At 39.3% G+C, this 25915-nt stretch carries 24 protein-coding genes; 20 read left to right on the top strand and 4 right to left on the bottom strand.

The window, feature by feature from the left end; translation table 11 throughout:
* Positions 1 to 170: 170 nt before the first annotated feature.
* On the bottom strand, positions 171 to 707 hold the full coding sequence (locus tag IV84_RS04215) for a phenolic acid decarboxylase (RefSeq protein ID WP_056986156.1): 537 nt from the start codon (positions 705 to 707) through the stop codon (positions 171 to 173).
* Positions 708 to 802: 95 nt separating this feature from the next.
* Between IV84_RS04215 and IV84_RS04220 the strand changes: the two genes are divergently transcribed.
* On the top strand, positions 803 to 1339 hold the full coding sequence (locus IV84_RS04220) for a PadR family transcriptional regulator (RefSeq protein WP_056986157.1): 537 nt from the start codon (positions 803 to 805) through the stop codon (positions 1337 to 1339).
* A gap of 89 nt (positions 1340 to 1428) precedes the next feature.
* Positions 1429 to 2850, top strand: coding sequence for an amino acid permease (locus IV84_RS04225; RefSeq protein ID WP_046870727.1), 1422 nt, complete (start codon positions 1429 to 1431; stop codon positions 2848 to 2850).
* A 68-nt stretch (positions 2851 to 2918) separates the two neighbouring features.
* Here the strand turns inward: IV84_RS04225 and IV84_RS04230 are convergent, their stop codons facing one another.
* A complete protein-coding gene (locus tag IV84_RS04230) occupies positions 2919 to 3872 on the bottom strand; it encodes an NAD(P)-dependent oxidoreductase (protein WP_056986158.1) in 954 nt (317 codons plus the stop codon).
* A 117-nt stretch (positions 3873 to 3989) separates the two neighbouring features.
* Between IV84_RS04230 and IV84_RS04235 the strand changes: the two genes are divergently transcribed.
* The 14 genes from IV84_RS04235 to IV84_RS04300 all read left to right on the top strand — a co-directional run bounded on the left by IV84_RS04235 (position 3990) and on the right by IV84_RS04300 (position 19638).
* On the top strand, positions 3990 to 4613 hold the full coding sequence (locus tag IV84_RS04235) for an ECF transporter S component (RefSeq protein WP_046870726.1): 624 nt from the start codon (positions 3990 to 3992) through the stop codon (positions 4611 to 4613).
* A gap of 18 nt (positions 4614 to 4631) precedes the next feature.
* On the top strand, positions 4632 to 5267 hold the full coding sequence (locus IV84_RS04240) for a glycoside hydrolase family 73 protein (protein ID WP_046870725.1): 636 nt from the start codon (positions 4632 to 4634) through the stop codon (positions 5265 to 5267).
* Positions 5268 to 5291: 24 nt separating this feature from the next.
* Entirely contained in the window at positions 5292 to 5870 is a 579-nt protein-coding gene (locus IV84_RS04245) for a xanthine phosphoribosyltransferase (protein WP_046870724.1), read from the top strand.
* A gap of 124 nt (positions 5871 to 5994) precedes the next feature.
* Complete coding sequence (locus tag IV84_RS04250; RefSeq protein ID WP_046870723.1) at positions 5995 to 7164, top strand: ATP-grasp domain-containing protein; 1170 nt, start codon at positions 5995 to 5997, stop codon at positions 7162 to 7164.
* 199 nt (positions 7165 to 7363) lie between these two features.
* Positions 7364 to 9625, top strand: coding sequence for a DNA helicase PcrA (gene pcrA, locus IV84_RS04255; protein WP_046870722.1), 2262 nt, complete (start codon positions 7364 to 7366; stop codon positions 9623 to 9625).
* Between the two features lie 168 nt (positions 9626 to 9793).
* A complete protein-coding gene (locus tag IV84_RS04260; RefSeq protein ID WP_056986164.1) occupies positions 9794 to 10906 on the top strand; it encodes a CamS family sex pheromone protein in 1113 nt (370 codons plus the stop codon).
* 315 nt (positions 10907 to 11221) lie between these two features.
* The gene (gatC, locus tag IV84_RS04265; protein WP_046870721.1) at positions 11222 to 11539 is read left to right on the top strand and encodes an Asp-tRNA(Asn)/Glu-tRNA(Gln) amidotransferase subunit GatC; all 318 of its coding nucleotides are present in this window, start codon (positions 11222 to 11224) and stop codon (positions 11537 to 11539) included.
* Entirely contained in the window at positions 11540 to 13003 is a 1464-nt protein-coding gene (gene gatA / locus IV84_RS04270; RefSeq protein ID WP_046870720.1) for an Asp-tRNA(Asn)/Glu-tRNA(Gln) amidotransferase subunit GatA, read from the top strand.
* On the top strand, positions 13003 to 14430 hold the full coding sequence (gene gatB / locus IV84_RS04275; RefSeq protein WP_056986159.1) for an Asp-tRNA(Asn)/Glu-tRNA(Gln) amidotransferase subunit GatB: 1428 nt from the start codon (positions 13003 to 13005) through the stop codon (positions 14428 to 14430). The genes gatA and gatB overlap by 1 nt, the downstream gene beginning before the upstream one ends.
* Positions 14431 to 14586: 156 nt before the next feature.
* On the top strand, positions 14587 to 15606 hold the full coding sequence (locus IV84_RS04280; RefSeq protein ID WP_056986160.1) for a diacylglycerol kinase: 1020 nt from the start codon (positions 14587 to 14589) through the stop codon (positions 15604 to 15606).
* A gap of 120 nt (positions 15607 to 15726) precedes the next feature.
* Entirely contained in the window at positions 15727 to 17097 is a 1371-nt protein-coding gene (gene rlmD, locus IV84_RS04285) for a 23S rRNA (uracil(1939)-C(5))-methyltransferase RlmD (protein ID WP_056986161.1), read from the top strand.
* Between the two features lie 176 nt (positions 17098 to 17273).
* Complete coding sequence (locus IV84_RS04290) at positions 17274 to 17564, top strand: type II toxin-antitoxin system MqsR family toxin (RefSeq protein ID WP_046870716.1); 291 nt, start codon at positions 17274 to 17276, stop codon at positions 17562 to 17564.
* An 18-nt stretch (positions 17565 to 17582) separates the two neighbouring features.
* Entirely contained in the window at positions 17583 to 18509 is a 927-nt protein-coding gene (locus tag IV84_RS04295) for a type II TA system antitoxin MqsA family protein (protein WP_046870715.1), read from the top strand.
* 169 nt (positions 18510 to 18678) lie between these two features.
* The gene (locus IV84_RS04300; RefSeq protein ID WP_052694453.1) at positions 18679 to 19638 is read left to right on the top strand and encodes a DHH family phosphoesterase; all 960 of its coding nucleotides are present in this window, start codon (positions 18679 to 18681) and stop codon (positions 19636 to 19638) included.
* A gap of 70 nt (positions 19639 to 19708) precedes the next feature.
* Here IV84_RS04300 and IV84_RS04305 read toward each other — a convergent pair whose 3' ends face one another.
* Complete coding sequence (locus IV84_RS04305) at positions 19709 to 21040, bottom strand: APC family permease (RefSeq protein WP_226996040.1); 1332 nt, start codon at positions 21038 to 21040, stop codon at positions 19709 to 19711.
* A 154-nt stretch (positions 21041 to 21194) separates the two neighbouring features.
* Between IV84_RS04305 and IV84_RS04310 the strand changes: the two genes are divergently transcribed.
* A complete protein-coding gene (locus IV84_RS04310) occupies positions 21195 to 21977 on the top strand; it encodes a GH25 family lysozyme (RefSeq protein WP_052694452.1) in 783 nt (260 codons plus the stop codon).
* Between the two features lie 43 nt (positions 21978 to 22020).
* Here IV84_RS04310 and IV84_RS04315 read toward each other — a convergent pair whose 3' ends face one another.
* A complete protein-coding gene (locus IV84_RS04315) occupies positions 22021 to 22398 on the bottom strand; it encodes a DUF4828 domain-containing protein (protein ID WP_046870713.1) in 378 nt (125 codons plus the stop codon).
* A 178-nt stretch (positions 22399 to 22576) separates the two neighbouring features.
* On the opposite strand from IV84_RS04315, the gene IV84_RS04320 reads away from it, so the two are divergent.
* From IV84_RS04320 to thiD, 3 genes are read left to right on the top strand one after another with little or no spacing between them, the layout of a single operon-like run.
* Entirely contained in the window at positions 22577 to 23587 is a 1011-nt protein-coding gene (locus IV84_RS04320) for a Gfo/Idh/MocA family protein (protein WP_056986162.1), read from the top strand.
* 9 nt (positions 23588 to 23596) lie between these two features.
* The gene (locus IV84_RS04325) at positions 23597 to 24958 is read left to right on the top strand and encodes a DEAD/DEAH box helicase (protein WP_046870711.1); all 1362 of its coding nucleotides are present in this window, start codon (positions 23597 to 23599) and stop codon (positions 24956 to 24958) included.
* A 2-nt stretch (positions 24959 to 24960) separates the two neighbouring features.
* A complete protein-coding gene (gene thiD, locus IV84_RS04330) occupies positions 24961 to 25785 on the top strand; it encodes a bifunctional hydroxymethylpyrimidine kinase/phosphomethylpyrimidine kinase (RefSeq protein ID WP_056986163.1) in 825 nt (274 codons plus the stop codon).
* Positions 25786 to 25915 lie beyond the last annotated feature (130 nt).

Genomic DNA, 25915 nt, shown 5'->3' on the forward strand with positions numbered 1-25915 from the left:
CACCAATACCAGAAAGTGTAGACCCTTTTTTCAATGTTTCAAACACTTCTTCTGGCGGAGAGGTGTTTTTTTGTATTTAAAAAGCAAGGTAGAAATTAATCCGGTTATTGTTTTAACAGTGATAAGTTAAAACTTTTGGATTTAATTTCTACCTTGCTTTTTTATTCAAACTATTTGTTGAGTCGTTTATAACTTTTGTCAAAATATTTTCCAGCACGAATGTCATTTGGTAATTCTTTATAAGGAGCTTCACTAATGACGTCTTCATTGTTTTGACCAGCACTGCCGATATAAGTAATATGAGCAAACTCCGGAACAACTAGCTTAGGATAAGTTTCATACTTTTCCCGAGCTGCCTTCATCACGTCAATGTGTTCATTTTGGAACGTTACTGTGATTTCTGGATGTTTCTGAACCCATTTTGGAAAGAAAATTGTCCCGTTCAGCTTCTTTTCGTTAGGAACAAAATCGAGAGCCACATCTGTGCCAGTAGGTTCAGTCCATGCAACCTTATAGATTCCGGGAACCAACATGACAATATTTGCTTCTTGGTCCTTTACCCAACGTCCAGCAAACATACCACCATGAATTCGGTAGTCAACGGTATGATCATTTTTAGCATACCATTCGTACTCCCAGCCATTATCATACGTATAGATAAAGTGGGTACCTAAAAAATCGTCTAATGTGTTAAATGTTTTATCCATTATAATGCTTCCTCCTATCATGTAATTAATTACATGTTTTAGTTAACTTGATTATGTTACAATCTTTTTATTGAAACGTCAAGGAGGAATATTTTATGGCCCAAAAGAACCGACTTAAATATGTATTATTGGGATTACTTAAAACTAAAAAGCAGACCGGATATGATTTGGCGAAGTCCTTTGATTCAGATATCGGGGAATTTTGGAATGCTAATCACAGTCAAATTTATCCATTATTGAAGCGAATGGAAGAAGACAAACTGATTGGTCATGAGGATGTAACAGTTGGTCAGAAACTTCAAAAAAAACAATATTTTATTACAAATAAAGGGCAAAAGATTTTTTATGCATGGTTAAAAAGCCCATCAGATCTGGATAATACGCATGATGAGTTTATTTTGAAACTATTTTTTATTGATGATGCGCAATCACCTTTGTTAAAACCGATGATTATAACTCAACAAAAGTATCATGAAGAAAAATTACAGCAGCTAAATACTCAATTTAAACAAAAGTTTTCCACGCAAAAGAAGATCGATCAAAATTTTGGTCATTCTCTAGTTTTACGACATGCGATTGATCGTGAGCAGGGGTACAGCAACTGGCTTACAGAAATGTTAAAACTGATTTAAAATTTAAGAAGCAAAATTGACATTTTCTTAGATATTGATTAGAATTAAACATTATATTTAATAAAGTCCACTACGATTGGAGTTAAAACATGCCTAAAACAAGAAAATTTGCCGATCTGTTTGTCCGAAAAGAAGTTAATACGGATATGTTTAATAAAACGGGGCTTGATAAAACACTAACAGCCTTTAGTTTAACCACAATGGGAGTAGGCGCCATTGTAGGAGCAGGAATATTTATTACACCAGGAATTATTGCCGCATCGTATAGTGGTCCGGGAGTGTGGCTATCCTACTTAGTTGCAGCGGTTGTTTGTTCGTTAGCTGCCTTATGTTACTCTGAATTTTCGTCTACTATCCCACTGGCAGGAAGTGCCTATACATATATCTATGCGGTATTTGGCGAACTCATTGCTTGGATCCTAGGTTGGGCCTTAATTTCAGAATATTTGTTTGCCGTTTCTTCCGTGGCGGTAAGTTGGTCAGCGTATTTTCAAAATATACTGGCGGGCTTTAACATTCACTTACCTGAGATATTTCGAGCCGCGTACGGAACTGCTGGAAGTCCGCACGCACTTTTTGATTTACCGGCATTCTTAATTACCATGATTATTGCCTATCTGTTGGTTCAAGGGGTACGCGAGTCAGCCCGAGTTAATGCCGTTATGGTTATTTTGAAAATATCAGTTATTATCTTATTTATCGTTGTCGCGGCGTTCTACATTCGTCCAGCTAATTACAGTCCAATGTTACCTTTCGGAGTGAAAGGGGTAGTACGCGGCGCTGCAGTGGCTTTCTACGCCTATATAGGCTTCGATGCGGTTTCCACAGCCTCGGAAGAAGTTAAAAATCCCAAGCGGGACATGCCCATTGGGATTGTGTCGTCACTAGTTGTGGCATCTGTCTTGTACATTTTACTTTCCGTAGTGCTTGTTGGGGTTGTGCACTATACCAAACTAAATGTCTCTGATCCAGTGGCATTTGCGTTGCATTTTATCCACCAAGACTGGGTTGCCGGAATTGTATCTTTGGGTGCCGTTGTGGGGATGACAACCGTTTTGATTGTGATGTTGTATGGTGGAACGCGATTAATTTTTGCAATTAGCCGAGATGGGTTATTGCCGAGTGCCCTTCACAAACTAAATCCTAAAACACATGTGCCAACCATTAATACGTGGGTATTAGGCTTTATTGCCAGTGTGTTTGCTGGAGTTATTCCGTTAGCTAAAATTGCAGAGTTAGTCAACATTGGGACCTTGTTTGCCTTCGCGATGGTTTCGCTGGGAGTCGTCTTTTTGCGAAAGGATCGCCGGTTCCGCGATTTACCAAAATCGTTTGAAGTGCCACTTTATCCGTTTATCCCAATTGTTTCTTTTCTAGCCTGTGTTTATCTGATGCTCCAGTTGGCCTCATTCACCTGGATGATGTTTGGCATCTGGTTAATTATCGGATTAGTTGTTTACTTTAGTTATGGATATTCACATAGTCATGCGCGTCAAAACGAAGAAAACTAAAAAAAGGATTCCTGAGTTACTGACAAACTGCAACGTTTATCAATTCTCGGGAATCCTTTTTTAAAACTTTAATAACCATTGGACAAGTTAACTTGATTTTCTATAACGTTACCTGTTTTCACGAAGGCCTTTAAGTTGGGTAGGAAAATTGCCTGCCAGGCGTTACCAAGGTCTGCCATTTCGGCTGAATAATGTGGCGTGATGAGAACATTTGACAGTTTCCATAGAGGACTCGTACTTGGAAGTGGTTCTTCCTCAAAAACATCTAATGCAGCATGCTGAAGTTTGTGATCTTTGAGAGCTTGAATTAATGCAGAAGTCTGAACGGACTTTCCACGTCCCACATTGACAAATAAATAAGTGTTATTAAGAGATTGGAAAAACTGATCATTAAAAAAGTGAGTAGTTTCGTTAGTTAGAGGCATTATATTTACGATTACATCCGTATGGGCCACAGCCTGTTGCCAATCGGATTGAGCGTAGGTTTTATCAAATGACGGAACAGTGTGGCCGGTTCGATTTACGCCGATTGTTTTGGCATGAAAAGCTTTCAACAATCTAGCTAACTCAGCACCAATATGACCAGTTCCAAAAATAGTCCAGGTTAATTGATTTAAGGTTTTGATATTAGCAAACTCTGAGTGTTGGGCCCATTGATGCTTGTTATCATTGGCTAGAACGGTTGGAAAATCACGGGCAAAGTATAAAGCGTACAGCAGCACGGTTTCAGAAATAGGGGTCGCATGAACGCCACTCATGTTGGTTACAAGAATCTTTTTTCCCTTCAGTTCAGTTAAGGGCAAATAATCAATGCCGGCGCTGACCGTTTGAATCCATTTCAGGTCACTGTGTGGGGCAGCTAGAATTTTTTCAGATAACGGCAATTGCCAACCAAGCATAATGGTTATTTTTGCGTAGTCGTTCGGGGTAATAGTCTCAGGTGTAAAGATTTTAACACCTAATTTTTCATATGTAGTTACATCTAATTCTGAATTGTGAGGTAAAATTAAAAGATTTTCCAATATTTGATGACTCCTTTGTAAAGTTGTTAGGATTAATTTTTCCGCTACATTCATGATATAATGATTTTTAACAATTAAGAAATTAAAACACTTGTGAATTCTTGTGAGGGACTAAAAATGGGGAAAAACAGTTCAGCAGCCCGAATCAGTATTTTGGGTTTGTTTGCAGCAATTATTATTCTGCAAAATTATGTTCCGATGATTGGCTATATACCGGTCGGACCATTGAATATCACCACAATTCATATCACCGTCATTATTGCCGCGGTTGTGCTTGGACCAGGCGATGGGGCTTTGATTGGCGGTGTATGGGGAATTGTCGATTGGATTCGGGCTTTGACAGTAACATCGAGTGCTCTTGGAAATATCGTGATGGTGAATCCGTTGATCTCAGTATTACCACGAATTTTAATTGGGTTGGTTGCGGGATGGCTATTTTCAAGTCTGGTTCGTGATAAGTCTAAGCTTACCGCACCACTGGTTGTTAGTGGAATTGCCGGCTCTTTGACGAATACCATTTTAGTTTTAGGCGGTATTGCCTTATTTTTTGGTAATGGTGCAACTGTATTACATGCCATTAACTTTCAAGCTCTAACGCCGTATATTTTGTTTGTGGCAGGCACTAACGGGATTCCCGAGGCAATTGCAGCCGCATTTTTAGTCCCCCTAATCTCAACACCATTGCTTAAATACACAAAACTAGGGAAAGAACGATTTAAACGCATTTCAGAAGTTAAGTAGAAAGATGGATAAATAAATTTGGCAAAAAGAAAGCGAAAAAAGACTAATTTTTTATTTAAACGGGGCAAACTTCAGTTATCAGGAGTTATTTCGCTGATTTTGATCTTTGGTTTGGTGGTCGTTTTGGCCGTCCAACTGGTACCACGAATTTCGTTTACAAATAATCAACAATCGACTAATTTAAGTACAAAAAGTCATCAACAATTTATTCAAACAATCGCGCCATACGCAAAAGAGATGCATCAAAGTTACGGCGTTTTACCCAGCATTACGATTGCTCAAGCTATTTTGGAGTCCGACTGGGGAACTAGTCAACTTTCTGAACGATATAATAATTATTTTGGGATGAAAGGGACCATTTATCAGACTACCAAAGAAATGAAAACGGAAGAATTTGTAAATGGTAAATGGATTACCGTAACCGCTCGTTTTCGGGTGTATAATAGTTGGAAAGATTCTGTGAAGGACCACACCATGTTATTTGTAAACGGGACGAACTGGAATCGTAATCAGTATAAGAACGTATTGACTGCAAAAAACTATAAAACGGCTGCCCAGGCGCTTTATACAGCTGGTTATGCAACTGATCCAGGGTACCCAAACAAATTAATTGAAATAATCCAAAGTTACCAGTTAGAAAAGTATGATCAATAATAAAAATTATTCGGAGGTATTGTTGTGAAGTTATTAGAAGATCGCATTCGTAAAGAAGGAATTGTTCTGCCACACAATGTTTTGAAGGTGGACAGTTTTTTGAATCATCAGGTAGATCCTGAACTAATGTTTGAAGTCGGTAAGGAATTTGCGAAACAATTTGCGGATAAACCAGTTACCAAAATTTTAACGGTTGAATCTTCTGGGATTGCGCCCGCTGTGATGACTGGGTTAGCGATGCATGTTCCCGTAGTCTTTGCACGAAAACATAAAAGTCTGACGTTGACAGATGATCTGTATACAGCAGACGTTTTTTCTTACACAAAACAAACAACCAATAAGATCTCAATTGCCAAACGTTTTATCAAACCGGATGATTCAGTGTTGATTATTGATGATTTCCTTGCTAATGGCCAAGCGGTTGAGGGATTATTAACGATTATTGACGATGCAAACATTAAAGTTCAAGGAATTGGCATTGTGATTGAGAAAACATTCCAGAAGGGCCGTGCTTTAATTACAAAGCGAAAAATTCCATTGGTAGCGTTAGCACAAATTGCTAGTTTGGAAAACGGACAAGTTCAATTTGTAAAATCGGTTTAAAAACGACAAAAGCACTTGCCAAGCGCGCTTGACAACAGTACTATAAAAAGTGAAGACAATCATTGAAATGAAATAATTAAAAGAAAACTGCACGTTGAACGGTGCACGAGAATGGGTGGGTTAAATGACAGTTTCGAATAATGCAACGCTATATCCTGGGAATACATTGGGAATTATTGGGGACAGTTCTAATGGGTCACAATTAATTACAGCCGCTCGTCGGTTAGGGCTACGAGTTATTGCGTACGGACCTAATGAAGTGAGTGAAACTATGCAATTAGCTGATGTCCATATCGTTGGTGCAATGAACGACGGCGATAAGCTTCAGGAATTTGGCGAAAAATGTGATTCTGTGATTTATGAATCTGAACATGTAGATGCTCAAACGATTAAGTATCTTGAACAATATACCAAAATTCCGCAAGGGACGAATGGATTAGAGGTCACACAAGATCGTTTAATTGAACGCGCATTTTTTGATCAACTTAATTTAAATTCAACCCCATATGCCACCATCATTAGTTTAAGTGATATTTATGAATCAATTAATTCAATTGGGTATCCAAGTATTTTGAAGCCAATTCAGAAAAGTTTAACAAGTGATGCGGAGTTGCGGATCAATACCCAGACAGATATTCCTCAAGCAGCCGACCTTTTGAACGAACGAACTTATATTTTGGAATCCACAGTGGATGCCAAACAAGAATTGGTAATAACAGTTGCCCAAGGGATGAATGGTGAACGGAAGATTTTTCCGATTGCTGAGAATGTATATGCTGAAGAACATTTAGTTGAGACTATTATGCCGGCCACAACTTCAGATGCCGTTCAAAATGAGTTATTACGAATTACCAATCAAATTGCTGATTCACTTGCTTATGTAGGTGTTTTTGAGATTTCATTTGCGATTACTAATAGTGAAGACATTTATGTCAAACGGATTGTGCCATCTATTCACCGACCTGGCTACGTGTTTAATCGGGCAACGAATGTGAGCGTGTTTGATCAACATTTGCGGGCAATTGCCGGAATGCCATTAAGTGATATTAAGCTTTTTGTACCAACAATTATGGTTAATTTTGATAAAGATCAAATGGAAGCTATTCGTACTCAGTGGAATATTAAGAATAATTGGTATTTTCATGTCTATGCGCAAAACAAAACAACTGAAAAAGCGACACGCGCAGGATATGTGTTAGTTGAAGCTAATTCGGTACAACAAGCGCAAGAACAAATTGACGACACAGAGATTTGGCGTAAAACTGTGATTGATTTTAGTAAAGCAGAACAATAAATTGAATGATTCAGAATCAAGATAGAGAGTCAGCGTCTTGATTCTTTTTTTGTGATTTTTAAATTCTTTTTTTGTGATTTTTAAGAAGTAGCAGTTATTTTGGTTTTGACGGTCAAGTATTGGCCAGTTTTTGGTATAATTAGAACTGATTGAATTTTTCAGAAGAGAAAATGATTTAGGATAGAGAGGATTGAAACTTTTGCCCGAAAATAGGTTATTAAAAGGTCTAAATGACAAGCAACAAGAGGCTGTCCAAGCAACTGAAGGGCCTTTATTAATTATGGCAGGTGCCGGTAGTGGTAAAACACGGGTTTTGACGCATCGCGTGGCGTATCTTATTGAAGAGAAGGCCATTAATCCTTGGAATATTTTAGCAATTACTTTTACCAATAAAGCTGCTAAGGAAATGCGTGAACGGGTAATTAAACTGTTGGGAGCAACGGGATCAGATATTTGGGTATCCACATTTCATGCTTTGTGTGTACGGATTTTACGCGCTAATATTGATAAAATTGGGTACAACCGAGCGTTTTCGATTGCAGATACAAGTGAACAAAAAACTTTAATGAAACATATTGTGGCTGATTTAAATTATGATCCCAAGAAGTTTGATCCTAAATCATTATTGGGAGCCATTTCGAACGCTAAAAATGAGTTGTTAACACCAGCCGATTATAAGGCTAATGCTAAAACTCCGTTTGAAGTTGTCGTGGCAGCCGCTTATGAAGAATATCAACGGCGTTTGAAAATTAATCAGGCATTGGACTTTGATGATTTGATTATGCAAACAATTACGTTGTTTCAAAAAGATCCTGATACGCTGAGCTTTTATCAAAATAAGTTCCACTATATTCACGTGGATGAATATCAGGATACGAATCAGGCCCAGTACACCCTGGTTAATATGCTCGCAAAACGATTTCAAAATATTTGTGTGGTTGGGGATGCCGACCAGAGTATTTACGGTTGGCGTGGTGCCGACATGCAAAATATTTTGAACTTTGAGAAAGACTATAAAAATGCTCAGGTAATTTTACTGGAGCAGAATTATCGATCGACAAAGAAAATTTTGGATGCTGCTAACTCGGTTATCAAACACAACACAACGAGACGTCCTAAAAAGCTGTGGACGGACAATGACGATGGCGAGGATATTACCTATTATCGGGGCCAGAGTGAAAATGATGAAGTACATTTCATTGTTCAACAAATTAAACAGCAAATGGAAGATAATAATTATCAATTTGGCGACTTTGCGGTTTTGTACCGAACGAATGCACAATCGCGGGCAGTTGAAGACACATTTCTGAAATCAAGCATTCCTTATACAATGGTTGGTGGGCATAAGTTCTACGACCGAAAAGAAATTCGGGATGTTTTGGCTTACTTAACGTTGCTGGCCAATCCAGATGATTCCATGAGTTTTGAGCGGATCATTAATGAGCCCAAACGTGGCATTGGAACAAGTTCAATTGAAAAACTGACCGCTTTTGCTAATTATAATCATTGGTCCTTATTCGAGGCCGCCCAAAATGTTGAAGTTGCTAATGATCTTGGGGGACGAGCTAAGAATGCGATTGATTCATTTGCTACAATCATGACAGATCTCAAGAAAATGGCTGAATTTGTACCGATTACAGATTTGACCGAGCAAGTTTTGGACAAAACGGGTTACCGGGCTGAGCTGAAGAAATCACGTTCACTAGAAGCTGAAACTCGGCTTGAAAATATTGATGAATTTTTGACAGTTACTAAGCAGTTTGATGATAGTCATCAAGACGATGAAGAAACAACTGCCGAAACGCGCTTAGCTGATTTTTTGGCTGATTTAGCGTTAGTTTCTGATCAGGATAGTATGGAAGAAGAACCTTCAGCAGTTACGCTCATGACCTTGCATGCAGCCAAAGGACTTGAATTCCCAGTTGTATTCCTAATTGGGATGGAAGAGGGTATCTTCCCATTATCGCGAGCAGCAATGGATGAAGATCAGTTGGAAGAAGAGCGCCGGTTAGCGTACGTGGGAATTACACGGGCCCAAAAGAAACTCTACATTTCAAATGCCTATTCGCGAATGTTATACGGCCGTATTCAGAACAACCCAGCTTCTAGGTTTATCGATGAAATCGATCCCGATGTGTTGGAATCTGCTAATCAAACGGCGGGGGCAACTCCAAGTGGTTACAGCAATCAACAAAAATCATATCCGTTTGATCATAAGATGGAACGGGCAACGGCTACGACCTATCAGCGGCCACAGGCTAAGCCCCAAAAATATGATGGAACTGGTGCTGACAAAGTGAGATGGGCAGCTGGAGATAAAGTTCAGCATAAAGCTTGGGGAACCGGAACCGTTGTTAAAGTAACTGGTAAAGGTGAAGATGCAGAATTGGATATTGCTTTTCCAGATAAAGGGGTTAAACGATTACTGGCAGCATTTGCCCCAATTAGTAAGTTGGATTAATAAAAATCTTAATTTTAAAGAAATAAATAGTATTTACACAGGAAAAGCCTTGACAGTTTTTGGATCTAGTCCTCATAATTCAACAGTGAATTATGATTGAAACGGAGGAAATACACGGTGAATCTAAGGAAAAGTTTGATAGCAATCGCTTTATTATGTAGTACGGTGATGCTAGTGTCGTGTGGTAACAGTAGTCAAACGGGTTCTAACTCAAATAGTAAGTCAAATAGTACAAGTAGTTCCAAAAGTGGAAGTTACCAGGTAACTGGGCAAACTAATAGTAGTCAATATGCTGGTGTGATTAAAAACGGAAAGTATTTAACGAGTAAAGCACGGGGCATAACGGCTAGTGAAGATTCTGATAACTTAATGAATCTGAAGAGTTTTGAGGGTGGTTTGCAAGATATTTCGAAAAACGAATTTTCGCCTTCAAAGTATGTTTTTCAAGAGGGTCAATATTTGAATAGCAATACTGTACAGAATTGGTTGGATCGAAAGTCTAAATCAAATCCAGATGGTTTAAATCCGGCTAGCAATAAATCCACAACGCCAACTGGTCGTAATCCGATTTATTTGCAGAGCTTGGAAGAACAGGATTACATTCAAAAAAGTGGTAACAAGATGAAGCTTAGTGGCGTTACCATTGGTTTGGCAATGAATTCAGTCGATTATTACCGAAAGACCACTTATGGATCTCAATATCAAACAAATATTAGTGACGCGACGTTGGAAAAAGAAGGCAAAGCCATGGCTAAAGAGGTTTTGGCACGGTTGCGTAAGAAAAAAGCTCTCAAAGATGTTCCAATTATCATTGCAATCTATAAACAAGCCTCTAATGATAGTTTGATTGGTGGAAAATTTGTGAGCTATTCTGTGAACAACGGCGATTCAGTTGATAAATGGAAGGCACTTGATATTGAAAATGTGGTCTTCCCACTGAAAACTAATGAAACGGCACCTAATAGTAATGATTCAAATGCGTTTTCTAACTTTAAGACTGAGGTTGAAAACTTCTTCCCTAATTTAAGTGGCATTACGGCACAGGCTCAATATAAAAATGGGTCATTGCAAGGGATGAATGTGGCGGTCACGACACAGTTTTATAGTGAAACGGAGATCAATAGTTTTACGCAATTCTTAGCGGATCAGGCGGAAAAGTATTTGCCAAGTGGTGTTAAAATTGACATTACGGTAAGTTCAACGACAGATGGTGTGCAGAGTTTCTTGAGTCGTTCAAGTACGGCAAAGAGTTTCTCAACGCACGTATTTGGAAGTTATTAAAAAAAGAGTGTCTTAAAAAGGCGTTTAGCTCTCGAGCATAGCCTGGTAGTCGAATGATTCGGTTTAGGAATCGTTTGATTACCGTAGCTACTACTCCGCATTGTGGATGATTTTCGTTCCGAAAATCTTTTATGCTTNAGCCATTCTTGTGGCTGAAGTACAGCCGCAAGAAACATGGCAAGCGGAAAAATCTGTTCTTTTAGACACGTTTCGGATAGGCCGGAGTTCAGCAATAACAGTCTCGCACAAGATGTTCAAAATAAGCCAGGTAAATATATGTTAAAATAATTGATGGATTTGAAAGAAGGATAACACATGGCAAACGAAAATAAGATTGATAAATCGCAAGTAAAACATGTTGCCAGTTTGGCTAAGTTAGAGTTCGATGATGCTGATTTAGGCAAGTTCACAACGCAGTTAGGCGAGATCATGGATCTGTTCAATACGCTTAGTGAAGTAGATACAGACGGCGTAGAACCAACGTTTAGTGTGACAGACCAATTTAACACGATGCGTGAAGATGTCGCAGTTAACAGTCATCAGAAAGATGCCTTGTTGAAAAACGCGCCCGATACTCAGGATGGTTACATTCGAGTTCCCGCAATTATTGATGAAAGCGAAGGGGCAAACTAGATGAATTATTTTGACACAGATTTGACAACTTTACATACGAAGTTAGTCAACAAAGAAATCACCTCAGAACAATTAACAAAAGAGACCCTTGCCACAATTAAAGCAGATAACGAAAAATTAAATGCATATATTACTATTGATGAAGACGCTGCTTTAGCTACTGCAAAAGCGGTTGATGAAAAAGGAATCAACGCAGATAATCTCTGGGCTGGAATTCCGATTGCCATCAAAGATAATATTGTTACAAAGGGTTTAAAAACAACGGCAGCTTCAAAAATGTTGGCAGATTTCAATCCCATTTATGATGCAACCGTGATTGAAAAACTCCGAGCCAATGATGTCGTGATTATTGGTAAAACAAACATGGATGAGTTTGCAATGGGCGGTTCAACTGAAACGTCTTATTTCAAGACCACCCATAATCCTTGGAATTTGAGTAAAGTTCCTGGTGGATCTTCAGGTGGTTCCGCAACAACTGTTTCAGCTGGAGGTGTTTTAGCAGCCTTAGGAACTGACACTGGTGGTTCAATTCGTCAACCCGCTTCATTTACTGGCGTTGTTGGTGTAAAACCTACCTATGGTCGAGTTTCACGTTGGGGAATTATTGCGTTTGGTTCTAGTTTGGATCAAGTCGGTCCCTTTACGCGAACAGTTAAAGACAATGCCGCTTTATTAAACATCATTGCTGGTCATGATGACCATGATATGACTAGTTCTGACAAGGCGGTACCAGATTTTACTGCTGGCTTAGATGGCTCTGTCAAAGGAATGCGCGTGGCATTGCCTAAAGAATATTTAGGTGAAGGCGTGGATGAAAACGTCAAAAAAGCTGTTTTAGATGCTGCTAGTACTTTCAAATCACTTGGTGCAACAGTTGATGAGGTCTCTTTACCACATAGTAAATACGGAATTGCTGCATATTATATCATCAGTTCTTCAGAAGCTTCTTCAAACTTACAACGTTTTGACGGGATTCGTTATGGCTATCGTGCAAAAGATGTGAAGAACTTGGAAGACGTTTATGTACGTTCCCGTTCTGAAGGTTTTGGCAATGAAGTAAAACGCCGAATTATGTTAGGAACTTATTCTTTGTCAGCTGGTTTTTATGATGCATACTTCCGTAAGGCTGCTGAAGTGCGGACGTTAATGATCAATGACTTCAAGAAAGTATTTGAAGATCATGACTTTATCATTGGACCCACTGCACCAACACCAGCATTTGGTATTGGTGAAGATTCAAATGATCCGAAAAAAATGTATATGAATGATGTTTTGACGGTGCCTGTCAACATGGCTGGATTACCTGGGATGTCATTACCAGCTGGATTTAGTAACGACTTACCAGTTGGTTTGCAGATTATCGCAAAACCATTTGATGAACAAACTTTATATCGGGCCGGTTATGCATTTGAACAAGCAACTGACTTTCACAAAGCAACTCCAGAGATTGGGGGAGACAAATAATGAATTTTCAAACGACAATTGGACTTGAAGTCCATGTTGAATTAAAGACGAACTCTAAAATTTTTAGTCCTTCTCCTGTAGCTTTTGGTGATGATCCGAATGCCAATACCAACGTTATCGATTGGGGTTATCCTGGGGTTTTGCCAACGACAAACAAAGGAGTCGTGGAGTCTGGAATTAAGGCTGCGCTTGCTTTGCATGCCAAAATTGAACAGCATAATCATTTTGATCGGAAGAATTACTTCTATCCTGATAATCCAAAAGCTTATCAAATTACACAATCTGATAAACCAATTGCTCATGATGGTTGGATTGAAATCGAAGTTGATGGTGAGAAGAAAAAAGTCGGAATTGCTGAAATGCATATTGAAGAGGATGCGGGTAAAAATACCCATAATCCCAATGGCTATTCTTTTGTCGATTTAAACCGGCAGGGAACTCCTTTGATCGAAATCGTTTCTAAGCCAGATATTGCCTCACCTGATGAGGCTTATGCGTATCTGGAAGCTTTACGTCAACGGGTTCAGTTTACCGGTGTGTCTGATGTGAAGATGGAAGAAGGGTCTATGCGAGTTGATGTCAACATTTCAATTCGTCCTTATGGATCTGACAAATTCGGAACCAAAACTGAAATTAAAAACCTGAACTCGTTTAATTATGTGCGTAAAGGTCTTGCTTATGAAGAAAAACGCCAACAACAGGTTTTGATGTCTGGTGGAACTATTCAACAAGAAACCCGTCGTTTTGACGAAGCATCTGGTCAAACAATTTTGATGCGGGTTAAAGAGGGGGCTGATGATTATCGGTACTTCCCAGAACCAGATTTGCCTGCCTTAGCGATTAGCGATGACTGGATTAAATCAATTGGCGAAAGCATGCCAGAAATGCCAGGAAAACGTCGTGAACGTTACGTTAAAGAACTTGGATTAAAAGATTATGATGCTATGGTCTTGACGCAGACAAAGGAAATGTCAGACTTTTTTGATACAACTGTTAAAAATGGGGCCGATCCTAAAATGACGGCCAACTATTTAATGGGTGATGTGAATGCTTATCTTAACGATCAACAAGTAGATTTGCAGGATACAAAGTTAACGCCTAATAATTTGGCTGGCATGATCAAAATGATTAGCGATGGCACAATTTCTACAAAAATTGCTAAAAAAGTTTTCAAAGCCATTACTCAGGGTGAAGAATCAGTTGCTTGGGTTAAGAGCAAGGGATTGATTCAGCTTTCTGATCCTGCTCAATTAACACCAATTATCAAGGGTGTTGTTGATGATAATCAGCAATCTGTTGATGACTTTAAAAACGGAAAAGATCGGGCCGTTGGGTACTTAGTTGGTCAAGTTATGAAACAAACTCATGGTCAAGCCAACCCTAAAGTTGTCAATCAGATCTTGATGGCTGAATTGAAGAGTCGGTAAAGGCGTTAGTAATTAAATTAGTTTAAACGTGTCCCAAAAGGCAGCCCCCTCCGTTTAGCTACGGTAATCAAACGATTCCAAGTGTGAATCATTCGATTACCTAGGCTATACTCGGAGCCTAAACACCTTTTGGAACACTCTCGGAGGAACAACACCATGCAAAAAAGAGCTCGGGTCATCTATAACCCAACTTCAGGACGAGAAGTTTTAAAACAGAGCATGATCGATATCTTAAATATTTTAGAGCAGGCTGGTTTTGAGGCTAGTGCCTATGCAACAACCCCCAAACCCAATTCTGCCCAAAATGAAGCCCGGCGCGCTGCCAAAAATGGCTTTGATTTAATCGTCGCGGCTGGTGGGGATGGCACCATCAATGAAGTTGTTAACGGGATTGCAGACTTGCATTTCCGCCCAATGATGGCTATCATTCCAGCTGGGACCACCAATGATTATGCTCGGGCTTTAAAAATTCCTCGGGAAGATCCTGTGGCTGCTGCTAAAGTAATTTTGAAAAATCAGCGTATCAAAATGGATATTGGTAAAGCCAGTGAAAACTACTTTATTAATATTGCTGCGGGTGGTTTATTAACAGAACTCACTTATGATGTGCCTTCAAATATGAAGAGTATTTTTGGATATTTAGCTTATTTGGTTAAAGGTGCCGAGTTGCTGCCACAAGTTAAACCAGTTGATATGGATATCGAATATGATGGCGAACATTTTCGCGGAAAAGCTTCCATGTTTTTCTTAGCGTTAACCAATTCAATTGGTGGATTTGAACAAATTGTGCCGGATGCTTCGTTAGATGATGGCCGGTTTACCCTGATCATCGTTAAGGCTTCGAACTTGGTTTCACTTTTACATTTAATGGTTAAAGCGTTGAACGGTAATCATATCAATGATCCCCGCATTATTTATCGGAAGCCTAAAAAAGTTCGGGTTAATCCGGTGAACGATCGTGTTATGGTCAATATTGATGGTGAGTATGGTGGAGATGCACCGATGGACTTTAAAAATTTGCATAAGCATATTGAAATGTTTGCAAATTTGGATAAGATTCCGGATGATGCATACAATTTAACTGAGCCAAAGGTTTCAAAAGCTGAAGAGAACTTTATTAAGCAAGTTAAAAAACTTCCAGAAGATGGTGAGCCTAAAGAGACAGAACCAGAATAAAAATAATTAAAAAACCGTCCTTGGGCGTGATGAGAAGATTAGTGATGACGTGTCACTAGCACCATGTTTTAAAGGGACGGTTTTGTGGATTTTACTTACAAAAGAAAAATGAGGAAAAATATGAAATTTAGAGCACCAGTTTCAAAAAATGAAACGTATGACGTCACGATTATGGATTTAACTTATCAAGGAATGGGAGTCGCAAAAATTGATAGTTTTCCAATTTTTGTTGCTAACAGTTTACCTGGTGAAGAAATTGTGATGAAAGTTACAAAAGTTGCCAAAACATATGCGTTTGGACGGGTTGAAGAATGGAAATCCAAGAGCCCTAATCGGGTTGAAATTAAGGATGCCCAGTATACGCAGACAGGAATTGCACCTTTACAACATTTAGCTTACCCAGCACAATTGGAATTCAAGCAACATCAAATTCAGGAATTATTCTATAAAGTCCATCTTAATTCGATTGAAGTGAGTCCAACAGTTGGAATGGATAAACCTTATGGATATCGGAATAAGGCGCAGATTCCTGTTCGCCGAGTTAACGGTCAATTGACAACCGGTTTTTATCGTCGGAATAGCCATGAGTTAGTTCCGATTGAAAACTTCTATATTCAGGACCCTGAAATTGATAAGGCAATTATTGTGGTCAGAGATATTTTACGTAAATATCATACTGAACCATATAATGAAACCAATCATACCGGCGTTATCAAAACAATTATGGTTCGTCGTGGTCATTATTCACACGAAATGATGATTGTGTTGATCACCCGGGCAAAGAAAATTCCAATGAACTTCGAGATTGTGGAAGAAATTCGCAAACAATTACCAGAAGTTAAGAGTATCGTTCAAAATATTAATGCGGCACAAACTAACGTCTTAATGGGTAAAGAAGAAAAACTTCTCTGGGGCAGCGGTGTTATTCATGATACATTGCTGGGGCTAACCTTTGCCATTTCCGCTGATTCATTCTATCAGGTAAACCCAGTGCAAACCGAAAAGCTTTATGACCTTGCCATTAAAAAGGCTGGTTTGACAGGGAAAGAAACTGTCATTGATGCGTACTGTGGAATTGGAACCATTTCGTTAGCGATGGCTCAGCATGCGAAAACTGTTTATGGTGTTGAAGTCGTGGACAAAGCAATCCAAGATGCTAAGATTAATGCCAAATTAAACAAGATTCATAATGTGAAATTCTTTACAGGTAAGGCTGAAGACCAGATGGACCAATGGCAACATGATGGCTTAGAACCAGATGTTATCGTGGTTGATCCGCCTCGAAAGGGTTTGGCACCTGAGTTCATTACCGCAGCTACTGCAATGCAGCCAAAACGGTTTGTGTACGTCAGTTGTAATCCATCAACCTTAGTCCGGGATGTACAAATCTTTATGGATAATGGGTACCACGTAGATCAACCAGTTGTTCCAGTTGATCAATTCCCACAGACGCCCCATGTGGAAAGTGTCACAGTGTTAGTAAAAGACTAATAAATAAAAATAAATCAATTCTACAAAACCAGTTTTTTAGTTGGCAATAAGTGGGATTGATTTATTTTTTTTGAAAACTATTTTATTACTAGTTGTTTATAGATGCGCTACTTTTTAGTAGCAAGATTACTGATTTTAAGATATACTATACATGAGTGAGAGAGGGAGTTAATGGTTTGAACACAAGCGAAGCTCTAGCAAGATTGAAATATTTAATCTCTAAAAATCAATTTATTCTTGTAAATCGTCGTGCAAGTCACGCTCAAGCTGTTACATCTTCTTTGGCTAAAGTAATTGTTAATCAATTGTCCATTACCGATTTTCAAAAACATGAGGAAGATCGTGACCGACTAAACGAATTTGTTTGGGTTTATAAAGCAGAATACGGAGAAGTTTATTATATTAAGTTTAAATTTATTAATGATAACAACATGGTAAAATTCATTAGTTTTCATATATCAAATTAACTCAGGAGGTAAGATGATATGACGAATACGTATATTAAGGATTATACAAATACATTTATGATACATGGTCATGAGTATGAAGTTACCGCACCTGCCCGTTTTGATAGTGAAACTAACGAATTGATTGACGATACTAAGTTGGACGATCAAGCCGTTGAGATTGCTAATCAAATGTATCGTGATGACAAGGGATTGGTTTCACCTGAGGAGATCAAAAAATATCGAGCTAAGATTGGATTGTCACAGCGCGAGTTTGCAAAACTGCTTGGTTGGAGTCCTAATACCGTTGCCTTATATGAAACTGGTGCATTTCCTTCTAAATCTAATAACAAAATATTAAAAGCTTTGATGAACGATGATCATTTTTTAAATACATTAATTGTTGATGATGACACATTACCAGAAGTTGTCGTTCAAAAAGTGAAAGATTATTTGAATACAGCAAGTGATGAAGTTATTATGGCAGTTGCACCAAAGCCTAAATTTACCGCGATTCAATTAACAAATTGGTATCGTGTGACTAATTATTTTCAGGCTCAAGAAGATCTAAATGTCGAAGAATTGACTCAAATGAAAGTTGTTAAGTTATTGTATTTTGCTTTTGGAAGATATGCTGTAAGAACGCACGGTAAGTTGTTTACATCGCGGATATTGGCAATGCCCTATGGACCAGTGGTAGAAGAAGTTCATAAAAAGTTTAATGGTCAAAGAGGAATTGTTGCGAACGGTCTGGATGATACCGCGTTTGATGATTTTAGTGAAATTCAAGCAAACTCTGAAATATCCGGATTGCTTTCCGAAATTCTGGATGATTATGGCGAGAAAACTGCTGCGGGATTAAGTCGAATAACACATCAAGCAGGTTCTCCTTGGTCATTAACGGGTCAAGGAGTTATTAATCCAACGTTAATTGCTGAAACTTTTGCTCGAAATGTTGAGGAATAACACAAAATTAATTCAAAATAAATCAATCCTATGAAAGCCAATTGGACTTGGCGTTAAATGGGTTTGATTTATTTTTTTGCTAAATATTGAAGGTGGTCGTATTATAGCAGTTATATTAGTTACATTTATGTAGTGAAAAATTAAGTGTCCAAACGAGGAGCTGCCTTAATTGAAAAAAGATAATGAAGCTGTCATTCATGAAATTTTAAAGACCATTGAAAAGTATCAAACGATCATCATTCATCGTCACAAGGATGCAGATCCTGATGCGATTGGCAGTCAAATTGGGTTGGCTCAAGCGCTAAGAGTCTCTTATCCTCAAAAGAATATTTATACAGTTGGTAAAGATGAACCACTTTTTGACTGGATTGGGCCGATGCAAGATGTTGCTGATCAAATATATCAGGATACTTTAGTGATTATTGTAGATACAGGCAGCCGCGATCGTATTTCAGATATGCGTTGGGACCGAGGCGCACAAACGATCAAAATTGATCACCATGTTAATGTGGATGCTTTTGCGGATATTAACTGGTCGGATGAATCTTTCTCAAGTGCTTCGGAAATGATTTATTGTTTAATTTACCAATCCAAGGGTAATTTACATCTTACGCAAGATGGAGCACGTTGTTTATATGCTGGAATCGTTGGTGATACAGGGCGTTTTTTGTATGATGATACAAGTTCATATACTCTGCAGGTTGCATCTGAATTACTGAAATTCGGTTTTGATGCACCGACTGTTAATCGACATGAGGATGATATTTCTCCTAATGTAGCAAAAATGGTGGCCTATGCCTTACAAAACTTAGAAATTGAAGATAGTGGGGTTGGTCATATCATTTTAAAGCGTGATATCATCCAAAAATTTGGACTATCCTCAGGCGAGCTAGATGCTGTTATTCCAGTGATAGGGAGAATATCTACTATCCAAATTTGGGCGATATTTAGAGAAAAATCAGATGGTAAATATCATGTTAATTTGCGTTCTAAAGGAACAGTTATCATTGATATTGCCAAAAAGCATCATGGCGGTGATCACCCACTCTCTAGTGGTGCTACTGCTAATGATTTAGGCGAGGTCCAACAAATTATTGAAGAATTAAACGAATTAGTTGTAAATGAATGATTAAAAAACAGATTAATTTACAAAGGCAGCTGGCCAACAAGGGTCAAGCTTCTATAAAACTAATCTGTTTTTATTTTCCTCGATAATACCGAGTAGTCAGATAGTAAACGGGGATTCCCAGCAATGTAATCAAAATTCCCACAACTGCTAACCAAAATTCTGTCACGATTGTAGTGACTAAGATGAAAATCCCACCAATAATGGCAATCGCAGGGACCACCGGATATCCGGGTACCTTATAAGGGCGTTCTAAATTCGGTTCGCGTTTGCGAAGGATGAACACGGCAATAAAAAGCAGAAGACTGAAAATCCACATGACAAATACCAGCATATCAGTTAATAAGTCAAAGCTTCCTAACAACATCATGAACGCTGCGATCGCAAATTGAAGGATTCCAGCTCCGTATGGAGAGCCCGAATTCCGACCAACCTTACGAATAAACTTGCTAAAAGGTAGCGTCTTTTCTTCGGCCATGGCTAACGGTACCCGCATACCAGTCATGGTGTAGCCATTGATTGCTCCGTAAACTGAAATTAAAATGCCAATTGTGACTAGTTTGCCACCCATTGTGCCAAACAGATGAATGGCAGATTCAGAGGCAGCATTTAAATTTCCAGCAATATCTGAAATCGGAAGCGTTCTTAAGAAAACTAAATTAATGAGTGTATAAATAATTGTGATCAGAGCCAGGCCCCAACCAATGGCGCGCGGCAAATCCTTTTTTGGATTCTTCATTTCACCAGCAATGGCACCCACACCGAGCCAGCCGTCGTAAGCAAACATGGTTGCTAACAGGCCACTACTAAAGGCGCCCGCTAAACCGGAATGGGAAGTGAGGTGGGTTGGGATGAAATGAAGGGCTACGGTACCTGGCGTTAATAGTCCCACAATCACAATCACGACAATCGGAATAAGCTTGATGATCAATGTCCAGGACTGTAACCGACTCGCAGCCTTGGCACCAAGAAAGTTGATCAAGGTAATGGATAATCCGGCGATCAGTGCGATTGGCAAACTAGTTTGTGAGCTCAAATGGAAAAGGTCCACGACTTGGGTACCAAACACAATCGAAAGGGCCGCGATGTTGGCCGGAAAATAGATTAAGCTCTGTGCCCAGCCAAATAGATAGGCAGGTAATTTTCCATAGGTATATTCGAGATATTTAACGGCACCACCAGTTAGTGGGATGGCGGCCGCTAATTCAGCACTGGTCAGTCCGGCACAGATGGTCAAAAGGCCGCCGACTATCCAGGCCAGTATGGTGAGCCCCGCTGATTGTGTGGCACTAACGACACTTGCCACTTTAAAGAAGACGCCACCGCCAATGACCGTTCCCATGACGGTTGCTAAGGCCGCAAAGGTGCCAACTTCTTTTTTTAAACCATCGTTTTCTGGTTGCATGATCATGGTCTCCTCTTTTTGTAGTAGCCGTATCATTATAGCAGAAACCCACGTGGATATAAAAACTTTGCGTGGGTTGAAGAGAGGACCCTAATTCAGCTTAAATTGATTTGGTGTACAATGAATAAAAAGCAACGGTTAGGGATGAATTGATTTGGCTCGCAAAAATATCAAACCGATTTATAGTAATACCTATAAACACAAACGAAAGATTAACTGGAAAAAATGGCTCTGGATTCTTCTGATTATTGTCGTGATTGGCTCTGGAATTACCGGATGGCATTTGTGGCACGTGCATCAAGCTCAAACTTTACGACAATATCCGATTCGAGGAATTAGCGTTTCTCAACAAGATGGGTTTGTGGATTTTGAGGGTGTCAAAAAGGCCGGCATGTCGTTTGCTTATTTGCGAACGACTAGTGGCACGACTTATTTTGATGACAATTTCTCCGCAAATTATGATCGGATTCAAGGAGCTGATTTGAAGATCGGTGTTTACCTAATGTTTAGTTTTAGCAAGTCGGCTAAGGATCAAGCTAAATATTTTGAAGAAAAAGTTGGCTACAAAGTTGGTAATTTACCGATTGCAATTCAAGTGGCGTACTATGGTGACTACGCAAATAATCCCCCTAACAAAGCTAAACAGGGAAAAAAGTTGCAGGAGTTGACTCGTAATCTAGCTAATTATTATGCAACGCCTTGTGTGATTTGGACAACGCCGACAATTTCTAAACAAATGATCACGCCGTACCTTTCAGACAGTCGCCAATGGCTTGTTGTGAAAAATTTAGCTGCCTTGCGAAAACAAAAACTCAATGCGCAAACTGAATTTGTGCAATATAGTGATGGTGCTGATTTAAAGGTGGATGGTCAAAAATCTAGTTTTGCGACTTCTGTATTTACTGGTAAACGACAAACTTGGCAGGAAATTAATTAAAAAAGTAGCCAGCATCTGATTACAGATGCTGGCTTTTACTTGTTTAAGGATTTTTGGTAATTTTATAGTTACTGAATAGGATTGGGTAGGTTTCATTTTCAGTTTCGTCATAAATTGAAACAGGGCGTTCTTCGTTAGCCCGAATGCGAATATGGTAACCATAATTATCTAGAAAGGTGATGGAATATTTATCCCAGCTTTCGACTTTAACTTTTACCGGATGCTTATCGATAAGAAGGTCAAAATTGGGACGAATTTCAACAGTGTGGATGCGATTGGAACTATTTGTCCGATAATTCCAAGAACCGACAAAAAATAACGGATTGTCTGGATCCGGAAGGTCTTGTTTGTGTAGCTTTTTGGAAGTTAATATACCAGTTAGAAATGAAGCAACCACTAGGGCAATACTCTTAGGCTTCATTTTCATCGCATCCTTTCAAATGACTGCTTACACTTAAATAATAGCATTTGTACTTGTTAAACACACGTAAAATTAATTAAATTTTACCGATTTTTAGAAAGTGGCGGCTTTTAAATATACTTACTTTGTTAACACTGATAAAATGGAATAGGAAGTAAACAAAATTGGAGGGCAAATCATGATTAAACTGGGAATCATTGGCACCAATTGGATTACACAGCAATTTGTAGAAGCGGCCCATGCGACCGGAAAATATCAATTAACAGCGGTTTATTCGCGAGCGACTGAAAAAGCAAAAAAATTTGGTGAAAAGAATGGGGCAACTGTCTTTTTTGATAATTTAAACGCCTTTTTCGAAAGCGACGCAATTGACACGATCTACATTGCTTCGCCGAATAGCTTGCACTTTGAACAAGCTAAGATGGGAATTGAAAATGATAAGTATGTGATCGTTGAAAAACCGATTGTTTCAAACATCAAACAAATGGAAGTTTTACGAGAGACACTTGAAAAGCATCCGCAAGCACGGTTGTTTGAAGCAGCCCGACAGGTTCATCAACAAAACTTTACAGTTGTTAAGGGGCAAGTTGCGATGCTTGACCGCGTTCAGGGGGCAACCTTAACTTACATGAAGTATTCAAGTCGTTATGATGCTGTTCTAGCTGGCGAAACACCGAACGTCTTTACACTGAAGTTTGCGGGTGGCGCTTTGCAAGATCTCGGCGTGTATGTGGCCTATGATGCGGTTGGTTGGTTTGGGATGCCTGATGACGTTGCTTATTACCCAACGCTGATCTCAACACGAGTTGACGGTAAGGGAGTCGCAATTCTGCGTTATCCAGAGTTTGACGTCACTTTAAATATTGGTAAGACTAGCAATTCATATTTGAGTTCAGAAATTTATGGGTTAAAAGATACGATCGTGATGGATAGTCCCGCTGAATTAGAAAAAGTGAGCTTACGAGATGAGACGGGCAAGGAAACGTCAATTGGTACGAAGCCTGCAGACAATCCCATGATTCCAGAAGCTGAAGATTTTGCCCGGGTGATTAATGATCCCCAGAATGAGAAAAATGATCATGATTATTGGACATGGCTTGATTTAAGCCAAAATGTTACCAAGTTACTATACAATTTACGTCAATCCGGCAAAATTGTTTTTCCGGATGATGCTCAAATAGACAGATAGGAATTGAAAATGGATAAGGAATTTGAACAATTTTTTCAGCAACAAGGTTTTAAAACGGCTACCGAAATTCAAATGGCAGTTTATGAGCCCCTGAAACAGGATCGTTCGGTGATTGGTTTAGCGCCCACTGGTTCTGGTAAGACATTGGCTTTCACAATCCCGTTATTAGAGAAGACTGTTCCTGGCGATGGCACTCAGATTTTGGTATTGTCACCTTCACAAGAACTGGCTGTGCAGACTACCGACGTTTTTCGTCAGTGGGGAGCTGTTAACAAAATCAAGGCGACTTCTCTAACTGGTGGTGCGAACATGCAACGTCAGATTGAACGCTTGAAAAAGCATCCAGAGGTTGTTGTGGGAACTCCAGGTCGAATGTTGTCACTAATTCATGAAAGTCGGTTGAAGTTGAAAGATATTCAAACGATTATTGTGGATGAAGCGGATGAACTGTTAACTGGCGATACGTTAGATGAAGTTCGTGAAATTGTGATGGCTTCCCCAACGGATGTGCAGTTAGGCTTTTTCTCGGCAACTCAAACGCATACCCCTAAGGAACTTGAAACAATCTTTGGCGTGGACATTGAAGAGTTTGATGTGCGCCAGACAGATAAGACACAAGGTGAAGTAATTCATGGGTTGGTTCGGGTTGCTGATAATAAGAAAGTCGTTTATTTACGGCGTTTGGCAAAACTCAAGCATTTTCAGGGATTAGTTTTCTTTAATCATGTGTCGACCTTAGAACATGTGGCTGCTGAGTTGAAACATGAACATGTGTCGAGTGTGAAATTGGCTGGTCATCAAGTCCAAACGGAGCGGGCAACCGCCATGCGAAAGTTCCGAAAAGGTGAAGCAAAATTGATGTTGACGACCGAAATGGCAGCTCGCGGACTGGACATTGCCAACTTGCCAGCCGTGATTAATTTTGATTTACCACAAGATGCCATTGCGTATACCCATCGAACCGGACGAACGGGACGAATGGGAAATACCGGAATGATTGTCAATATGGGAAATGATCATGATTTACGTAATTTGCGTAAATTGCTTCCAGAAACAACTTTCAAGCCCCTGTATCTCATGCATGGTAAACTGACGGATGAGCTTGAAGAAGTTGAGCCAGAGCGCCCAGCTGAAGCAACGAATGAAGCAAAAAGTGATGAGGCAAAATCGGAAGTTGATCCAAACGCGACCGTTGTGATGATGCCCGCAGTTACACCTAAAAAAGTAACTAAAAAGTATCCGGCTAAACCTAAGAATACCAAACCAGCTTATATTGGCGGCAAACCAAAAAAGCATGCGAAACATAATAAGCATTCTAAGAAAAAGGGAATGCGGCATAAGAATATTGAACGAAATGATAGGAAGAAATAAAAATGACAACACCTTTAAAAACATTAACTATTGCTGGCAGTGACACAAGTGCTGCTGGTGGTATGCAAGCAGATTTAAAAACTTTTGAAGAATTCGGCACTTACGGGATGGTTGCTTTAACCTGTATTGTGACGATGGATCCAGCTGACTGGAGTCACCATGTGAATCAAGTGGCACCGCAGCTTATTAAAGATCAATTGGCAACCGTATTTAGCGGTGGCAATCCAGATGCAATGAAAACGGGGATGCTTGGTGATCAAGAGACTGTTGAAATTGCGTATCATGCGATTAAAGATCATCATCTAAAAAATGTGGTGATCGACCCCGTAATGATTTGTAAGGGTGAAGCGGATGTGTTGAATCCAGATGCGGCTAACGCGATTCGTGATTTATTAATGCCACTGGCTGATGTAGCAACGCCTAATTTATTTGAAGCTGGCGTTTTATCTGGGATGGGCACTTTGCACAATTTGGATGAGATGAAACAAGCTGCCAAGAAGATTCAGGAGTTAGGCGCTAAAAACGTGGTTGTTAAAGGCGGCAAGGGGCTTAAAAGTGATGACGCTGCGGATGTCTTTTATGATGGCAAGACTTTTGAAACCCTTAGTGCCAAGAAACAAACCACTGATCGGAATGCCGGAGCGGGATGCACGTTTGCGGCTGCCGTTACCGGTGGCTTAGCAAATGGTCTAAGCGTGAGCGATGCAGTTCATTTAGCAAAGAAATTTGATACAGCTGCCATTCAAAATGGTTTTGACTTAAATAAGTTTTTAGGACCTGTATTTCACCCAGCTTATCGGATGGAAAAAGTGGGTAAATTGATTTAAAATTTCCCTAATTTTTTTAAATTTTTTAAAAAATCGTACAAGAAAACATCTCTATAAGTCTGGAGACGTTTTCTTTTTTTATTATTAAAAATGTACCGATTGTTAGTGTAAGGTTTTCCTAGATGGTCAA

It is taken from the genome of Pediococcus damnosus (genome assembly GCF_001437255.1).
Taxonomy (GTDB): Bacteria; Bacillota; Bacilli; order Lactobacillales; family Lactobacillaceae; genus Pediococcus; species Pediococcus damnosus.

Excerpts from the sequence above, each read along its gene's own strand:
- IV84_RS04280 (WP_056986160.1), top strand. The coding sequence starts at position 14,587 with ATGCAAAAAAGAGCTCGGGTCATCTATAACCCAACTTCAGGACGAGAA.
- thiD (WP_056986163.1), top strand. The coding sequence starts at position 24,961 with ATGACAACACCTTTAAAAACATTAACTATTGCTGGCAGTGACACAAGT.
- IV84_RS04225 (WP_046870727.1), top strand. The coding sequence starts at position 1,429 with ATGCCTAAAACAAGAAAATTTGCCGATCTGTTTGTCCGAAAAGAAGTT.
- IV84_RS04320 (WP_056986162.1), top strand. The coding sequence starts at position 22,577 with ATGATTAAACTGGGAATCATTGGCACCAATTGGATTACACAGCAATTT.
- IV84_RS04215 (WP_056986156.1), bottom strand. The coding sequence starts at position 707 with ATGGATAAAACATTTAACACATTAGACGATTTTTTAGGTACCCACTTT.
- rlmD (WP_056986161.1), top strand. The coding sequence starts at position 15,727 with ATGAAATTTAGAGCACCAGTTTCAAAAAATGAAACGTATGACGTCACG.
- gatB (WP_056986159.1), top strand. The coding sequence starts at position 13,003 with ATGAATTTTCAAACGACAATTGGACTTGAAGTCCATGTTGAATTAAAG.
- IV84_RS04250 (WP_046870723.1), top strand. The coding sequence starts at position 5,995 with ATGACAGTTTCGAATAATGCAACGCTATATCCTGGGAATACATTGGGA.
- IV84_RS04220 (WP_056986157.1), top strand. The coding sequence starts at position 803 with ATGGCCCAAAAGAACCGACTTAAATATGTATTATTGGGATTACTTAAA.
- IV84_RS04295 (WP_046870715.1), top strand. The coding sequence starts at position 17,583 with ATGACGAATACGTATATTAAGGATTATACAAATACATTTATGATACAT.
- IV84_RS04235 (WP_046870726.1), top strand. The coding sequence starts at position 3,990 with ATGGGGAAAAACAGTTCAGCAGCCCGAATCAGTATTTTGGGTTTGTTT.
- IV84_RS04305 (WP_226996040.1), bottom strand. The coding sequence starts at position 21,040 with ATGCAACCAGAAAACGATGGTTTAAAAAAAGAAGTTGGCACCTTTGCG.
- gatA (WP_046870720.1), top strand. The coding sequence starts at position 11,540 with ATGAATTATTTTGACACAGATTTGACAACTTTACATACGAAGTTAGTC.
- IV84_RS04260 (WP_056986164.1), top strand. The coding sequence starts at position 9,794 with ATGCTAGTGTCGTGTGGTAACAGTAGTCAAACGGGTTCTAACTCAAAT.
- IV84_RS04325 (WP_046870711.1), top strand. The coding sequence starts at position 23,597 with ATGGATAAGGAATTTGAACAATTTTTTCAGCAACAAGGTTTTAAAACG.
- IV84_RS04315 (WP_046870713.1), bottom strand. The coding sequence starts at position 22,398 with ATGAAGCCTAAGAGTATTGCCCTAGTGGTTGCTTCATTTCTAACTGGT.
- gatC (WP_046870721.1), top strand. The coding sequence starts at position 11,222 with ATGGCAAACGAAAATAAGATTGATAAATCGCAAGTAAAACATGTTGCC.